Raw genomic sequence first — 16,359 nt, 5'->3', positions numbered from 1 at the left:
CCAAGGGTTTAACCACCTTTGGTATTATTTTTTTGTGAGGAAAATACGGCTATGGGAGAAGACTTGCTCACCAAAACTCACCAGTTACTTAAAGGAATCATCCAAACGGTCGGCAGTTTCCTCCTGTTTATTAGGAAAAAGATGTCCGTAAGTATTCATTGTAAAAGAAACGGAAATATGTCCTAATCGTTCAAAAAAATAAAGGGTGACACATATTATATATGACTAATATACATTACCCATTTCTCTCTTGTTCAACAATCGCACCCGATTGTTGAAGAACATAAGCTAATACAACTGACTCGACTTCTAAAGTTGCTCCACTCTTTATTCAAACAACTCATCCACAACATGTTTTAAAATCTCGTAAGACTGAATTTCCTTGCTCAATTCGTAAATATTAGACAACACAATTAATTCATCTGCTTGATACATTTGTTGGAATTCAATTAGTTCGCGACGAATTGTTTCTGAATCACCCATGATTGTATACCCCAGTCGACTATGGAGAATTTCTAATTCAAACTGTGATAACGATTCTAGGAAGTTTTCAGTGGGTGGAATAAGCTTACTTAAATTATTTGTGTAAATATCAATATACACCTGCAAATGACTTGCAGAAATAAAAGATGCCTCTTCCATAGATTCTGCTGCAATCACATTAATACAAGCGATCACATAAGGCTCTTGTAAATAAGAAGACGGTTGGAAATTTTCTCGATAAATAGCGAGAGCTTCTTCCATCGCATGAGGTGAAAATTGAGCGCCAAATGCATAGGGCAAACCAAGCTTTGCGGCAATTTCCGCTGAATCCGTTGAGGATCCTAATACAAAAACAGGCACATGCGTTCCAATACCCGGATAAGCGCGAACCTCCCCCTGCACACTCTTATCCCCAACAAAACGCAAAATATCATTTACTTCTCTTTCAAAGAAAAACACACCATTATGGTTGGAACGACGAATCACATCGGCCGTTTTTTGATCCGTTCCCGGTGCGCGTCCTAATGCCAAATCTACACGATTTGGATATAATGTTTCAAGTGTTCCAAATTGCTCCGCTACAACTAATGGGGAATGATTTGGCAACATAATACCCCCTGAACCTACGCGAATGTCCTTTGTATTTGCTAATATATGTTGTACAATTGATCCGGTTGCTGCACTTGCATAAGCGTCGTGATTATGATGCTCTGCAAACCAAATCCGTTTATAGCCCATATGATCTACAGCTTTAGCTAATGACACTGCAGAATCAATCCCTTGTTTCATGGTTTCTCCTTGTCTTAATGGAGCAACTGATAAAACAGATATATCAAATTTTTTCATAATTTCACCTCTAAAAATAATGAACTTATACAAAATCAATGGAAAAACATTTTAAATAAATGTCTCATATTAAATGGTGTACATTCCTCTTTTGATTTGTATGCAAATAAATATATACTTTCTCAATCGATCAATACATAGGGAAAGTAAAGTGATTTCACCATTTCACTTTATTTTTAAAGTTTTAAGCAAACATAAAAAAATTGTACAGCGAACAAACTATGTAAAATACATCTTATTTTTTCAGAAAGGATACAAGAAAATGATTGATGAAACAGATAAAAAAATACTCGATGAGCTGTCTAAAAATAGTCGCCTTACAATGAAAAAATTAGGGGAAAAAGTACATCTCACTGCACCAGCAACCGCATCAAGAGTAGTAAAGTTATTAGACAATGGCATAATAAAAGGATGCAGTATTGAAGTGAATCAAGTGAAATTAGGCTTCTCTATACATGCTTTTCTTAATATTTATATCGAAAAAATCCATCATCAACCTTATTTAGCTTTTATAGAAACACAAGGTAACTATGTCATAAACAATTATAAAGTTAGTGGAGACGGTTGCTATTTGCTTGAATGTAAATTTCCCTCAAACGAGGTATTAGATCAATTTTTAAATGACTTAAACAAACATGCAAACTATAAAGTGTCGATTGTTATTGGTAAATAGTTAACTTTATAAAACGGAGATGTGTGGTCATATAACACGATATATATCTGCTCTAAAAAAGCCCTAGTTTGGATATGAAATTTACCAAGCTAGGGCTTTTTTTATACATATGGAACTGCAGCTGCTGGCTATGTTAAATGTACTCTCTCCCAGATCTTCATTGTAATTTGGCTATTATGACATACTTTCTCTATCATTTTTTATCTGTATTTGAACGTTAATTCCTTTCGAAAATAAAGTCAAAGAGTTAAAACACTTTTTTTTATCTATGTATTTGAACACTGCTGATATTATACACTTAACTCTGTCGAAGTAAGACAAATAAAAAAGAAAGTGAGTTGTAAATATGAATATTACACAAATTCGAAATGCAACAATTGTTGTAAATTACGCAAATAAAAAATTTTTAATAGATCCTATGTTAGCAGAGAAAGGTACGTACGCTACTTTCCCTGAAACGATCAGACAAGATCTATATAATCCTTTGGTGAGTTTGCCAACATCAATTGATAACATTCTGGATGGTGTAGATGCAGTCATTGTTACTCATCTACACCTAGATCACTTTGATGATGTGGCAAAAAATGTATTGCCAAAAAACATCAAAATGTTTGTTCAAAATGAAGCAGATGCAAAAGAAGTAAAATCAAGTGGTTTCAAAAATGTAGAAGTGCTACGTCAAGACACTGTTTTTGAAGGGATCCAATTAGTAAAAACAAATGGTGAACATGGTAGAGGAGAAGAGTTATTAAACTTAATGGGTGATGTTTGTGGATTAGTATTCAAGCACCCAAGTGAAAAAGTTTTATATGTAGCTGGGGATACAGTTTGGTATGATGCTATCGAAGACGAGATTCATACACATCAACCAGAAATCATTGTGGTTAATGGTGGAGACAATCAAAGATTAGAATTAGGTTCACTCATCATGGGAAAAGAAGACATCTATGAAGTTCACAAGGCTGCTCCTCATGCTAAGATTATATCTGTTCATATGGAAGCTGTTAACCATTGGACACTATCTAGAGAAGAATTAAAAAACTTTAGTAAAGAAAAAGGATTCTCAAGTAATATTTTAGTGCCAGAAGATGGCGAGTCTTACACATTTTAATATGAACACCGACAAACAATATGGTCTTGTTCATATTTAAAAATAAGAAATAGAAGAATCTCATCATGAGATTCTTCTATTGACGAATATAAATAAATTTTAAATATATCGAAAATTCCGTTTTGGGATAAAAATGGAATTTCCAATGATGACAAAAAAACTTGAGCAGCAACAGAGATATGTCGTGAGGAGGTATTTATCATGATAATGACAAAAAAAGATACAAATATATCAACACAGCAGCCTGTTTGGTTACAAAGTTATATTGATTCACCAGAAAAACAAAACCAACTTTATAAAAAAACTTTAAAAATCTTGATTTTTTCACAAATCTTTGGGGGAGCAGGACTTGGTGCTGGGATAACAGTTGGGGCGCTTCTTGCACAAGATATGATAGGATCGGAAAATGTAGCAGGAATTCCAACTGCCCTCTTTACTTTTGGATCTGCCGTAGCTGCCTTACTTATAGGAGCATCCTCACAGCGTTTTGGCCGAAGAGCCGGACTTGCAGGTGGTTTCCTTATAGGTGGATTAGGTGCTATAGGTGTGATAATTGCGGCTTTAATCAACAGCGTTGCCCTATTATTTGTTTCCCTTCTTATTTATGGAGCAGGGATGGCTTCTAATCTTCAAGTTCGGTATGCTGGGACAGACCTTGCAAATGAGAAACAACGGGCAACTGCTGCAAGTATGGCGTTAGTTTCTACTACTTTAGGAGCTGTAGTAGGTCCTAACTTAGTTAATACAATGGGGGAATTTGCAGATTCAATTGGTGTTCCCAATTTAGCTGGTCCGTTTATCATGTCAGGAGCAGCTTTTATAATTGCTGGATTTATTCTCTTCATTTTTCTTCGTCCAGATCCGCTGTTTGTATCAACAGCTATTGCGAATGCTGAGAAAAAAGACGATAAAGTACAGATAGGAGGAAGTCTGAAAAATCCTGCTATAAACAAAAAAGGAATAATGGTAGGAGCTGTAATTATGATTTTAGCTCAACTAATCATGACAGCTATTATGACAATGACACCAGTTCACATGGGACATCACGGTCATGGTTTGAGCGAAGTGGGGTTAGTTATAGGGCTCCATATTGCAGCGATGTATCTTCCTTCACCATTGACTGGTTTATTAGTAGATAAGTTTGGTCGGACTACTATGGCTATTGCTTCAGGTGCTACACTTCTTGCCGCTGGATTGGTGGCAGCTATTGCACCGGCAGACTCATTATCATTGCTAAACCTAGCACTAGTATTACTAGGGGTAGGTTGGAATTTTGGTTTACTAACGGGAACTGCCCTCATTATAGATTCAACGCATCCATCTCTACGTGCAAAAACACAAGGAACATTCGATGTCTTAGTAGCACTATCAGGAGCAGCGGGTGGAGCCTTGTCAGGAATGGTTGTTGCACATTCTAGTTATACAATACTCTCAATTTCTGGAGCCGTTTTATCATTGTTACTTATTCCAGTAGTTATTTGGTATTTTAAAGGGAATCAGGAAAAAGCATAAGCTTATATAACTTGCTATACATTTAAAGAACCTAAGTAGACACTTGTCAATTTATTGTAGCAGGAAACCTGATTGATTCTTTATTTTCATGAACAAGGAAATTTAATGCTCTCTAATGAATATTATCGTATGAGTATTGAAGCAAGACGAAAAATTAAAAAAGGGGAGATTATTAATGAAAATCAGCCGGATTCTATTGGCAGCAGTGATTTTAAGTAGTGTATTTTCAATAACTTATCTGCAAAGTGATCATAATACTGAGATCAAAGTAGCTGCAGATAGGGTAGGGGCATAGGTTACTAAAATAATTAGAAAAAGCTTAATCCTTTTGATTAAGCTTTTTTTAAAAAGGTTTCGTTAAAGTTTAGTGTGTATTAGCATTAAATTCGTCACCAGATTTGTAATCCCTTTTCACTAACTTGTCCCTTTCGATACCCCTTTATTGAAGTATCGCACCCAATACTCTAAGTAAAACTCTTCTCAAACCTTATTCATTTTAATAAACCATATTTATTTTTTATCACGGTTATTTAGAGCTATTACTATAGTGTCTAGGCGAAAATACGTTTTTTAATGCACTTATTATTCCAGGCACAAGAAAGAAGACGCCAAAAAAGACAGTTAGTAAATTTAATTGTGGTGTTTCATAAAAAGTAAACCAATTTTTAAAAATTGACGATTCCGTAATTCTCCCAAATAGTGTTCCATCAATCTCTCTATAATTAGGTATCCATCCTGTTGTTTCAAATGTAATAAAAATTATCTGTGACAATAAAAATACACCAATTTGAGAAACCCAATATTTTTTCAAAAATGGAACACTTTTTTGCTTTTCAGCCAACTAATATCCCTCCCTGCATTCGATACCATTTTATATTGATATACGGAAAATTAAAGAATAAGTTTCAAAATCTAATGTTGAATGGATTCTAACACTTGAAACCAAGGCTAGATAATTGTTCAGATATTGAAGGAAGTTGATGCGGAGTGATACCTGTATACACAGCAAGAATGGAAGCAATATCAAAGAGATTTAGAATTATTTTATTACGACAGGGCATATCACTTGATGAAATGTAGAGTTCCGTTGGTCTCTAATAGGTGCCAATCTGTGCCCATAATTCATGAAAAATGATGAAAATAGGGTGTAAATAAAATAAACAGATGCTTTGAATAAAAGCAACCAATGATATGTTTTTACTAGGACTTAGATGAAGATACCAAAACATATTGGTATCCTTTTTGTTTTGGAGTTGTATTAAATCTCCTTTAGGAGTTCATGGCTTGGCACCAAGCACATGTCAGTAATCTTATCAGGAATGGAACAATGATTATATTAGGAAATATGATTTAGCTATTTGTTATGGCTTTATCAAAAGAAAAAGAGCGCTATGTACAGTTATGCTTCTATCTATCGGTAAAGGATATGCTTTATACTCTCCCTATTAAAAAATGTATAATGAAAAAATATAAAACTGATTTTAGGGAGTAGAGAGGGGCAAGTGATGTGGAAATAATCGCAACTATTTTAGTGGGGATCGTAGCATTAGAACATTTATTCATTATGATCCTTGAAATGTTTTTTATTGATTCAAAGGTGGCAAAACGTGCGTTCAAATTACCGAAGCATTTAGAAGGAGATCGAAACGTAGCAGTTATGTTTGCAAACCAAGGTTTATATAATGGATTTCTAGCCGCTGGTCTCATTTGGGGACTTATACTTGGGCTCAACCCAATTGGCTATATGGTTCAATTATTTTTCGTGATTTGTGTGGTAGTAGCAGCCATTTTCGGAGGTTTCACATCCAATAAATCAATTATTGTGAAACAAGGACTTCCAGCTATTTTAGCATTGGTTGCCCTTTTATCTGTGATATAGATCCCAAGCTTAAATAACAACAACCTATTTTTGGGAAAATGCAGATGGCGTTAGCATTGAGTTGTCAATTGAGATATTCCTTAATTGGCAACTTTTTTTATTGAAATCAAATTAGTATGTGTTGGTTATTTTAACAGACATGATACCAATGACAGGGCATTAACTGTCTGGCAATGAAAAGCACTGCTTTATTTTACAAGGAAGAGATTAAATTCTTATCAATAATATGAAAAAGTTAGGACGGACGTTTATTGTTTTCGCTCACCATTTTTTAACCATAATTGATATAAACGTATAGAAATGATAGCAAGTGAATATAAAGAGTGTAATGAAAACAAGCTTTCATAACCAATGATATGGATTTACTATGTTGAGGGCCTAGTGGGTGAATAACCCGTGGAGGTTCAAGTCCTCTCGGCTGTATCAATGATACCAAGGGTTGTAGACCCCTGGTATTTTTTTATGCTCTCTTTTATTTTTAAGGTTTACTCCTTTTTACTCCACTTGTTAGAATAATTCATCCAGCTTATCAGCAGTTTCTTTTTGTTTATTAGGAAAGAGATGACCATAAACATCGATTGTTGTTTTGATTGAAGCATGTCCTAGTCGTTCTTTTATTGTGATGTAATCTTCCCTTTGATGAATTAACAATGCGACATGTGAATGTCTCAGATCATGAAGGCGGATCGGTTCTACCTCTTCTCGCGCACAAATTGTTTTGATTTTTCGGCTAAAAATGTCTTTATTGGCTGGGCTCTCTTTGTACTGAAAAATAAAAGTGTTGTCTGATAATGATACTTGAAGTTTTTCTAATATGTCTTTTTGTTTTTCTTTCCACTCCAGTAACATTTCAAATAATTTTATATTAATACTGATTCGTCTATTAAGTGATATTAGGTAGTGGTAACGACGGCTTAAATACAAAGTGGTCAGAATGGTAATGATGAAATTAAAATAGCTGCGGATAGAGTGGGGGCATAGACAAATAAAAAATCAAAAGCTTAATCTTTTTTGGGATTAAGCTTTTTGATAAAAAAACGATACGAAAAGAAGGGAAGCGAAATGAAATACTCACTATTAGAGAATGCATAGATTCATGAAAAAAACTAACATAGAAAAATTCGAAAAGTATCATAAAGAAACAAGTTATCACTTTTTAAAAGATGCAATTATATTTCTTAATCAATGTATGCGTTGAATTAATATTTCATCAATATAGCACAAGCAGTATACCCAGCACCAATCGACCAAAATATAATATAATCTCCTCGTTGAACTTTTCCGGTTTCTACTGCTTTTTGTAAAGCGATAAAAGGGCTGCTGGTTCCAGTGTATCCGTATTCATCACCAATCACAAACAACTTATCAGGATCTTCTTCTATTGGCTGCAACATATTATTGACAGCATCAAAAGAAACTTGAGTGCAGAAATATTGTTTTATATCTTTAGTAGTTAAACCATGTTTGTCCAGCAAACTTTTAATTTGAGTCGTTCCGTAATCAAATACTCTTCCACAGCTTAAATTGCTTGCCCATACAAACAGCTTTTCCTCTTTAGGGATATCTTCGTTTAAAATGTTTGACATACCACATGCAGGGAAGACCAATTCTTTATAGTAATGCGAATCTGTATTATAAGAGGAGTCCAAAACGCCCAGCCCTTCTGCATTTACTTTTTCAAGAATGATCGCACAAGAAGCATCTCCAAAATTGCCATAAGAAAATGGGTCGTGTTTTTCAGCATAGTGGAACATTCTCTCTGACCCAACAATTAAGGCATATTTTGAATCTGGATTGCCAAGCAAGGCTTTAGATACTTGATCTAATGATACAACCATCCCTACACAAGCTGAGTTTGCATCATAAACCACTGCTTCTCGTTTACCATGGATCTCATTATGAACAATGAGTGAATTAGGTGGAAATAAATATTCAGGAGTTCCGGAGGAAAATACAAGAAGATCAATATCTTCTCCAGATAAGTTTGCCTTTGCCAAAGCTGCTTTTGAGGCTTCTATGGCCATAGATAATGTAGTCTCTCCATCCTCAGTGATATATCGATCTCTTTTGCCAATTTTTTTTAAGAAGTTTTCTACTTCTTGTTCATCTTGCCCAATAGATGTAAAATGCTTTAGCGTTTCTTTATTGGTTACTTTTCTTTTGGGATGGTACATTGCTAATTCTTTGATGACTACACTTTGAACGGTCATTTAGAATAATCTCCTTAGTTATGTGATTTGTCTAACTATTTAAAGTATTATAATGTATGCTTCTCGAGAAAGTAAATAAACTTTGTGAAAATTTTGACTAAATACTTGTATTTTAGAGATGAATCTCCAACTTTTGAAAATCCTAATTGTTTGTTAAACATCTCATAATATAAAGCCATAACTTGAACGCTTGCTCAGGCTATAAGGTTTATTGTTTGAAGGATTTACTTCAAAATAATTGATCCAAATCAGTGTAAATAAAATAAACAGATGCTTTAAATAAACGCTTTTGTAAATGGTGATATGTTTTTACTAGATTGAGGGGCTCGAACTAACAAAGAAGATACCAAACTATGGTATCTTCTTTTGTTTTTACATCAGAGTAATCAAATCTTTCTATATTGATAATGTTGAATCAGTAGCTTGTTCTTCCCCTGCTTTTTACTTATATGAGAGTCATATACACAAATCGCTTATATCTAGAAAATTAAACAGATTTCACACAAAAAAGGACAAATTACTCTTTACAAATTACGACAAATACTTGATGTTTTTTGAAATCCAACCTTATTTTATGACAAATATATGAATATTTTGTCACATTGTAAAAGATTCATTTGTTATATATATTTAATTCGAGAGGAGGTCAAATAAAGAACGAATATTCCGATTCGTGTGAATTTATCGGGATGTAGGTTCATAAAACAATTAAATAATGGGAGTGGGAGTCTATGAGAAAGGGCTTTGTGCCTAAAGCTTACATACTGAATCTTAGGAAAACCCTAATGATTTTTGCAGTCTTGTTATTGATTGCTGGCAATGTGTTGACAGTTTTGCCGAATCATATTCATGCTGAAGATAATACAGAGGTAACTCAAGCTGCAGAAAATACTTGCCCAGCCCCAGTTGCATTGATCAATGGGGGCTTTGAACAACCTAAAGCAAGAAATGTTGGGGATAAAGGTTCCACGGGAACTGACCCATACTGGATGTACTTTTTCGAAAATGAAGTTCCAGGTTGGGAAACAGATGCATCCGACAACCGGATACAAATTATGCAAAATTCTAACGAATTTAAGGTGGGGCCTCAAACTGGCAGAATGTCTGTTGTTGCTGCAGAAGGGACACAATACGCAGAATTAAACGCCAATGAAGCAGCGATGTTATACCAAGATGTAAATACAACTCCAGGACAAACCATCTATTGGCGACTGGCTCATCGCGGGGAACTTAGCTATGATACTATGCAGATTCGAATAGGGTCAGTGAATACTCCAGTTGATACACTTCCGGTTATTCAAAAAATGAGTAGTACATATGATAAATGGTACTATTATACGGGAACTTACACGGTGCCTGCAGGACAAACTAAAACAAGGTTTGGTTTTGAGGCAGTTACAGCTTCGAGTGGTAGTGTAATGGCTGGAAATTTATTGGATGATATATTCCTTGGAACAGAACCATGTGTGACGGCAAATAAGTCAGTCTCTCCACAAGGCGAGGTACATCCTGGAGATGAATTAACATATGCAGTCCAAGTCAAAAACCAAGGCGGAGACGTTGCTTCTAATGCAAGCTTTTCCGATGCAATTCCAGAGGGAACTGAATATGTTCCTGGATCATTAAAATTAATTAACGGTTCGACAACAAAGAATTTAACTGATGCATCCGATGATGATGAAGGCAATTTTGATGGCAATAAAGTAAATATTGCATTAGGAGATCTACCTAACACGAACAACTTGCCTAATGGGATGACTGTACAGTTTAAAGTGAAAGCTAAGACAGGTTATGTCGGCAAAGAAATTTCTAACAAAGCGCAAATAAATTATGACAGTTTATTAACGAATACAAGTAAAAAAACTGAATCCAACGAAGTAACAACTCCGGTTGTTTTTAAAGATCCTGTACTTGAATCAAAGAAAACGTCTGCTATTAAGGCAAAAGCGGATGGAAACCAAGACGCCGATCACCCAGAAGTTGGAGATACGCTTTCTTACACGATTCAAACCCGAAATACTATTGAAGACAGTCAGGTGAAAAACGTTTTCATTTCAGATGCGGTGCCAGAAGGCTTAGAATATGTTCCGGGCACTTTACAAGTAGACGGCACATCAGTCAGTGATGCTCAGGATGATGATAAGGGACAGTATGCTGATGGGAAAGTATCGGGACAGATTGGTAATATAAGCGATACCGAATGGCATAATGTGACTTTTGAAGCGAAAGTGAAGTCCGGTCAAGCAGGAAAGGATATTATCAATAAGGCAAGCATTTCAGGAGATAATATTGAAACTCCGGATACACCGAGTAATGAAGTCAAAGTTTATCCGAGGAATCCTTCCTTAGAGTCAAAGAAAACCTCGACAATTAAGGAAAAAGTCGAAGGAAACAAATATCCGGATCACCCAGAAGTAGGAGACACGCTTCTTTACACAATCCAAACACGAAATACTGAAGAAGACAGTGAGGCGAAAAACCTTACAATCTCGGATACACTACCAGATGGTCTTGAATATATTCCAGGCACTCTGAAAGTAGACGGTACATCAGTCAGCGACGCCAAAGACGATGACAAAGGTGATGTGACAGACGGTAAAGTGTCAGGCCAAATTGGTGATGTGACTGACATGGAATGGCATAATGTGACCTTTGAAGCGAAAGTAAAGGCCGGACAAGCTGGTGAAACAATTCAAAATACGGCTAGCGTTACTGGCAGCAACGTCGACACACCAGGTAAGCCGAGCAATGATACCGAGATTTATCCAAGAAAACCGAATGTAGAATCGAAGAAAACTGCAAGCCTTCAGGAAAAAGCAGAGGGCAATAAAGATGAGAAACATCCAGAAGTAGGAGATACACTTCTTTATACAATCGAAACGAGAAACACAATTGAAGACAGTCTGCTGAAAGATCTCGTCATTTCAGATGAACTTCCGGACGGATTAGAATACGTTTCGGGCTCACTCAAAGTAGACAATAAAGGAGTCAGTGACGCCAAAGACGACGATAAAGGTGATGTGACAGATGGCAAAGTGTCAGGTCAAATTGGTGATGTGACTGACACAGAATGGCATACTGTTACCTTTGAAGCGAAAGTGAAAGCTGGCCAAGCTGGTGAAACGATTCAAAATACGGCTAGCGTTACTGGCAGCAACATCGACACCCCGGATACGCCAAAAAATGAAGTTGAAGTTTATCCGAGGAATCCTGCCTTAGAGTCAAAGAAAACTGCAAGTATTCAAGCAAAAGCAGAGGGCAATAAAGAAGAGAATCAGACACAAGTGGGAGATACCCTTCTTTATACGATCCAGACAAGAAACACAATTGAGGATAGTCTGGTGAAAAATCTTGTCATCTCAGATGAACTTCCAGAAGGACTTGAATACGTTTCAGGGACACTAAAAGTAGACAATAAAGCAGTTAGTGATGACCAAGATGATGATAAAGGCGATATGACAGACGGCAAAGTGTCAGGTCAAATTGGTGATGTGACTGATACGGAATGGCATACTGTTACCTTTGAAGCGAAAGTGAAAGCTGGACAAAGAGATCAGAAAATTGAGAATACTGCCAGCGTCACAGGTGACAATGTTGATAAAACAGATACACCAAGCCATGAAGTCAAGGTTTCTCCAAGAAATCCAATCTTAGAGTCAGAAAAGACAGCAAAGAATCTGGATTCCGATAAAGAGAAGTATGAAGCAGGAGATACGGTTGTTTACACGATCAAAACAAGAAACACAGTTGAGGACAGTAAAGTAACTGATCTTGTCATCTCAGATAAACTGCCGGCAGGCTTAGAATATGTTCCTGGCACACTCAAAGTAGACAATAAAGAAGTGAGTGATGCCCGAGATGATGATAAAGGAGATGTGACAGAAGGCAAAGTATCAGGCAAGTTTGGTGATGTGACTGATAAGGAATGGCATACTGTTACATTTGAAGCAAAAGTAAAAGCTGGTCAAGCAGGAAAAAATATTGTCAATACGGCTAGCATTAGCGGTGACAATACTGATAAACCGGATACACCAAGCCAAGAGGTCAAGATTTCTCCGAAAGATCCAGCTCTGAAGTCGGAAAAGTCAGTAAAAAATCTCGATTCAGATAAAGAGAAATATGAAGCAGGAGATACAGTTGTTTACACGATTAAAACAAGAAATACAGTAGCTGATAGTAAAGTAACTGATCTTGTCATCTCAGATAAACTTCCAGCCGGATTGAAGTATGTCGAAGGCAGCTTGAAAGCGAGCAACGGTGGAGAAGCAACCATCAAGGACGGCAAAATCACAGCTAACTTTGGTGACGTGACTGATACCGAGTGGCGTAGTGTGACATTCCAAGCGAAAATTGAGTCCGGATATGCGGAAAAAACGATTAAAAACGTGGCAACCGTTGACGGCGGCAATATCGACACACCAGATACACCGGGAACAGACATGAAAGTTGATCCTAAGGAACCAAAACTAGAATCAAAGAAAACAGCCTCCATTAAGGAAAAAGCTGATCGAAATAAAGATGAGGACCATCCGGAATCTGGCGACACGCTTCTTTACACAATCCAAACCCGGAACACGGTTGATGACAGCCTTGTCAAAGATCTTGTCATCTCGGATTCTCTTCCGGAAGGATTAGAATATGTTGCAGGAACATTGAAAGTGGATGGTACAGCAGTAAGTGATGATCAAGACGATGATCATGGATATTATGCCGACGGTAAGACGTCAGGAGAGTTTGGCAATGTGACCGATACGAAATGGCACTCTGTGACATTTGAAGCAAAAGTGAAGTCTGGTCAAGCAGGTAAAGATATCGTCAACACTGCAAACATCAGCAGTGACAATATCAAGACCCCTGATCAACCGAGCCATGAAGTGAAGGTATATCCGCGAAATCCTGTTTTAGAATCTGAAAAGACAGTGAAGAACTTGGATTCAGATAAGGAAAAGTATGAAGCAGGGGATACCGTAGTCTACACCATTAAAACCCGAAATACAGTATCCGACGGTAAAGTAGAAAATCTGGTGATTTCAGATGATCTTCCAGCCGGATTGAAGTATGTCGAAGGCAGCTTGAAAGCGAGCAATGGTGGAGAAGCAACAATCAAGGATGGCAAAATCACAGCAAACTTTGGTGATGTTACAGACACGGAATGGCATACTGTGACATTCCAAGCGAAAATTGAGTCTGGATATGAAGGCAAAACCATTACAAACGTGGCAACTGTAAATGGCAGCAGTATTGATAAGCCTGATAAACCGAAAGCAGAGATGAATGTGGTATCGAAAGGTTCCGAGAAACCAAATGAACCTGCTAAGCCAAGCAAAACAACGCCAGAGCCAAGCAAAACAACACCAGAAAAAACAAGTGAAAAGACAAATGCAGGAAATGAACTTCCAAATACAGCAACAAATACGTATAATCTGATCCTTGTTGGTTTGGTATTGTTAGTAGCAGGAACTGCACTTTGGTACTTTAGAAGAAAAAGAAATGCCTGATGTTGCATGAAGAAATATCTTCCTATATTCATCATTATTGCCGGACTCGTTTTTGTAGGTTACGGAGTCTGGGAAGTGGTGGACATCAGTCATAAGACAGAACAAACTTTAGATGAGGCAAAACTTGCATTAAAGAGCCCTTCTGGAAAAAATGAAGGCTCAGATAAAGAAGGATTTAAGCCTAAGTTCGGAGAGGCAGTTGGCATTCTGGAGATTCCTAAAATTAACGCAGAGCTTCCGATAGTAGAGGGAACCGATGCGGATGATCTGGAAAAAGGAGTCGGCCATTACAAAGGAAGCTATTATCCAGATGAAAACGGACAAATTGTTCTATCAGGCCATCGGGATACCGTCTTCCGCCGAACAGGAGAACTGAAAAAAGGTGATCAACTAAAGATTCTGCTTCCGTATGGGAGTTTTCAGTATAAAATTGAGAACATGAAAATTGTCGATAAAAATGATACTTCCATTATTACGTTGCAGCATAGTGAAGAGGAGCTCATTCTAACTACGTGTTATCCATTTTCATACATTGGAAATGCTCCAAAGCGATATATCATTTATGGAAAGCGGATATGAGAACAAAGATTAGGCTGACGATCATTTTCGTCAGCCTTTTTATAATAAGGAAGAGATTAAAATTCTTAATCAATATAAATGAAAAAGCAAGGACATTCATTGTTTTGGCTCACCATTTTTTAACCATAATTCATATAAACGTATAGAAATGATGGTAAATCAAAATAAGGAGTGTAATGAAAATAAGCTTTCATAACCAGTGATATGGATTTACTATGTTGAGGGCCTAGTGGGTGAATAACCCGTGGAGGTTCAAGTCCTCTCGGCCGCATACCAATAATACCAAGGGTTTTGACGCCCTTGGTATTTTTTTGTGCTTGTTTTTAAATTGTCTACTGCCCACAAACTGCCCACTTCCCTAAAGTAAGTTATAGTCTTGAATTTAATTGGGTTCTAACTGCATTTCAAATTTAATCTATTCCGCCAACACATGAGACAACTGGGTTGCAGGAGTTCTATTTCCGCTGTCATGTATTGTGTTTTTATTAAAAGTCATGATAAATCAATCTGAACCGCAGTATGGATTTGAAAGCCCTCACCCTGCAAAAGTAGAGAATCAGCCTATTGCCAATACGAACGTAAAATCAGACCATCTGAACCCGCAAAAGTTCATTCAGATGGTATTCGTGTTGAGGAAAAACAGGCTGTTGCTCCTGCTGGTAAAAAGTAAGGCTGTATCAAGAGAAAAACAGCCTTCATCACAAACCATTAAACGGACTGAACAAAACGTTAATACATTTGAGCAAGTGTCTTTAAATGATATTGGAAGGCATACCTCGTCAAAAGTTGAAGATCGACTGAGAAGGGATGAAAGAAAAAGATGATAAGTAAAAAGGTAGTTCTTCCTTTGGTGTTCTCCGGCTCCTTTTATCTTCTTTTTTGTTTTATGTATCGTAGTGGTTATGACAATTTCAAGAGAAAATCAAGTGGGTGACGATTTTATAGGCGGTGGGGATGGCGAATATGAAACGGTTGGCATTGCACCGGAAGTCGAGCGATTTAGGGCTGTATTTGAAAAGTACGCCCGTCAGGAAGGCGTTTTTGACCAAGTGAATATTATGATGGCGCTCACCATGCAGGAAAGTGGTGGGCGTTCTTTAGATATTATGCAAAGTTCCGAAAGTATCGGCTTACCTCCCAACTCCATAACTGACCCAGAATATTCGATTGAAGTCGACATTAAACATTTTGAGAAGGTTTTTAAACAGGCTGGCGGTGATGTTCGTTTAACCTTATAGGCATACAACTTTGGTTCTGGATTTATAGACTATGTCAAAAAGTGATTACTTTGAAAAACTAGGTGATAAATATGAAGAAATGGGTAGCATGCCTGGAAACGGAGAGAATGATAGACTAGGTTTATCAAAGAAAACAATAGACTATGAAGAAACAGTAAAGAAACTAAAGTTAAAAGAAAAGCAAACTATATGAAATAGTTTGCTCAGCTTGTAGAGAAAACGATGTTTTTTCTACAAGCTTTTTTGTTTCTTTAGATGCTTATTGTATTTTAGATACAGAAAAAGGCTCCCACATATCTATCCCTGCTTGGATAGGTATGTGGCAATCTT

10 protein-coding genes and 6 pseudogenes are annotated in these 16,359 nt (G+C 36.8%); 11 read left to right on the top strand and 5 right to left on the bottom strand.

The genetic code is table 11. The features are described from left to right. Positions 1-84: 84 nt before the first annotated feature. Both WA325_RS17910 and WA325_RS17905 read right to left on the bottom strand, forming a co-directional pair. Positions 85-192: pseudogene (locus WA325_RS17910) on the bottom strand (hypothetical protein); the annotation flags it as partial. 135 nt (positions 193-327) lie between these two features. Then, the gene (locus WA325_RS17905; RefSeq protein ID WP_336184037.1) at positions 328-1,329 is read right to left on the bottom strand and encodes an LLM class flavin-dependent oxidoreductase; all 1,002 of its coding nucleotides are present in this window, start codon (positions 1,327-1,329) and stop codon (positions 328-330) included. Between the two features lie 262 nt (positions 1,330-1,591). Between WA325_RS17905 and lrpA the strand changes: the two genes are divergently transcribed. The 5 genes and pseudogenes from lrpA to phrI all read left to right on the top strand — a co-directional run bounded on the left by lrpA (position 1,592) and on the right by phrI (position 4,920). Next, complete coding sequence (gene lrpA / locus WA325_RS17900; RefSeq protein WP_041521128.1) at positions 1,592-2,002, top strand: transcriptional regulator LrpA; 411 nt, start codon at positions 1,592-1,594, stop codon at positions 2,000-2,002. Between the two features lie 346 nt (positions 2,003-2,348). Beyond that, entirely contained in the window at positions 2,349-3,113 is a 765-nt protein-coding gene (locus WA325_RS17895) for an MBL fold metallo-hydrolase (RefSeq protein WP_336184036.1), read from the top strand. A 201-nt stretch (positions 3,114-3,314) separates the two neighbouring features. Then, positions 3,315-4,625 carry an MFS transporter gene (locus tag WA325_RS17890; protein WP_336184035.1) on the top strand — a complete coding sequence of 437 codons (1,311 nt, stop codon included), beginning with the start codon at positions 3,315-3,317 and terminating at the stop codon, positions 4,623-4,625. Between the two features lie 81 nt (positions 4,626-4,706). Further along, positions 4,707-4,844, top strand: a pseudogene (locus WA325_RS17885) (tetratricopeptide repeat protein); the annotation flags it as partial. Then, positions 4,801-4,920 carry a phosphatase RapI inhibitor PhrI gene (gene phrI, locus WA325_RS17880; protein WP_010886415.1) on the top strand — a complete coding sequence of 40 codons (120 nt, stop codon included), beginning with the start codon at positions 4,801-4,803 and terminating at the stop codon, positions 4,918-4,920. The pseudogene WA325_RS17885 and the gene phrI, both read left to right, overlap by 44 nt. A gap of 231 nt (positions 4,921-5,151) precedes the next feature. Here the strand turns inward: phrI and WA325_RS17875 are convergent, their stop codons facing one another. Next, entirely contained in the window at positions 5,152-5,466 is a 315-nt protein-coding gene (locus tag WA325_RS17875) for a YfzA family protein (RefSeq protein WP_336184034.1), read from the bottom strand. 666 nt (positions 5,467-6,132) lie between these two features. Between WA325_RS17875 and WA325_RS17870 the strand changes: the two genes are divergently transcribed. Next, the gene (locus tag WA325_RS17870) at positions 6,133-6,504 is read left to right on the top strand and encodes a DUF1304 domain-containing protein (RefSeq protein ID WP_336184033.1); all 372 of its coding nucleotides are present in this window, start codon (positions 6,133-6,135) and stop codon (positions 6,502-6,504) included. 507 nt (positions 6,505-7,011) lie between these two features. Here the strand turns inward: WA325_RS17870 and WA325_RS17865 are convergent. Both WA325_RS17865 and WA325_RS17860 read right to left on the bottom strand, forming a co-directional pair. Continuing rightward, positions 7,012-7,386, bottom strand: a pseudogene (locus WA325_RS17865) (tyrosine-type recombinase/integrase); the annotation flags it as partial. Between the two features lie 317 nt (positions 7,387-7,703). Continuing rightward, positions 7,704-8,714: a ketoacyl-ACP synthase III gene (locus WA325_RS17860; RefSeq protein ID WP_336184032.1), complete on the bottom strand. Its 1,011-nt coding sequence runs from the start codon at positions 8,712-8,714 to the stop codon at positions 7,704-7,706. A 731-nt stretch (positions 8,715-9,445) separates the two neighbouring features. Between WA325_RS17860 and WA325_RS17855 the strand changes: the two genes are divergently transcribed. The 5 genes and pseudogenes from WA325_RS17855 to WA325_RS17835 form a co-directional block, all read left to right on the top strand. Continuing rightward, on the top strand, positions 9,446-14,212 hold the full coding sequence (locus tag WA325_RS17855) for an isopeptide-forming domain-containing fimbrial protein (RefSeq protein ID WP_336184031.1): 4,767 nt from the start codon (positions 9,446-9,448) through the stop codon (positions 14,210-14,212). Positions 14,213-14,218: 6 nt separating this feature from the next. Further along, positions 14,219-14,791, top strand: a complete 573-nt coding sequence (locus WA325_RS17850) for a class D sortase (protein WP_024572641.1) — start codon at positions 14,219-14,221, stop codon at positions 14,789-14,791. A gap of 488 nt (positions 14,792-15,279) precedes the next feature. Next, a pseudogene (locus WA325_RS17845) lies at positions 15,280-15,615 on the top strand (hypothetical protein); the annotation flags it as partial. Beyond that, a pseudogene (locus WA325_RS17840) lies at positions 15,612-16,026 on the top strand (lysozyme family protein); the annotation flags it as partial. The pseudogenes WA325_RS17845 and WA325_RS17840, both read left to right, overlap by 4 nt. Positions 16,027-16,075: 49 nt before the next feature. Then, positions 16,076-16,222: pseudogene (locus tag WA325_RS17835) on the top strand (lipoprotein); the annotation flags it as partial. Between the last annotated feature and the right edge of the window lie 137 nt (positions 16,223-16,359).

The sequence above is a fragment of the Bacillus sp. 205(2023) genome (genome assembly GCF_037027485.1).
GTDB lineage: Bacteria > Bacillota > Bacilli > Bacillales > Bacillaceae > Bacillus > Bacillus halotolerans.
The sequence above is the reverse complement of the archived record's forward strand: the minus strand, read 5'-3'. Positions and strand labels throughout refer to the sequence as shown.

Excerpts from the sequence above, each read along its gene's own strand:
- WA325_RS17905 (WP_336184037.1), bottom strand. The coding sequence starts at position 1,329 with ATGAAAAAATTTGATATATCTGTTTTATCAGTTGCTCCATTAAGACAA.
- lrpA (WP_041521128.1), top strand. The coding sequence starts at position 1,592 with ATGATTGATGAAACAGATAAAAAAATACTCGATGAGCTGTCTAAAAAT.
- WA325_RS17895 (WP_336184036.1), top strand. The coding sequence starts at position 2,349 with ATGAATATTACACAAATTCGAAATGCAACAATTGTTGTAAATTACGCA.
- WA325_RS17890 (WP_336184035.1), top strand. The coding sequence starts at position 3,315 with ATGATAATGACAAAAAAAGATACAAATATATCAACACAGCAGCCTGTT.
- phrI (WP_010886415.1), top strand. The coding sequence starts at position 4,801 with ATGAAAATCAGCCGGATTCTATTGGCAGCAGTGATTTTAAGTAGTGTA.
- WA325_RS17860 (WP_336184032.1), bottom strand. The coding sequence starts at position 8,714 with ATGACCGTTCAAAGTGTAGTCATCAAAGAATTAGCAATGTACCATCCC.
- WA325_RS17855 (WP_336184031.1), top strand. The coding sequence starts at position 9,446 with ATGAGAAAGGGCTTTGTGCCTAAAGCTTACATACTGAATCTTAGGAAA.
- WA325_RS17850 (WP_024572641.1), top strand. The coding sequence starts at position 14,219 with ATGAAGAAATATCTTCCTATATTCATCATTATTGCCGGACTCGTTTTT.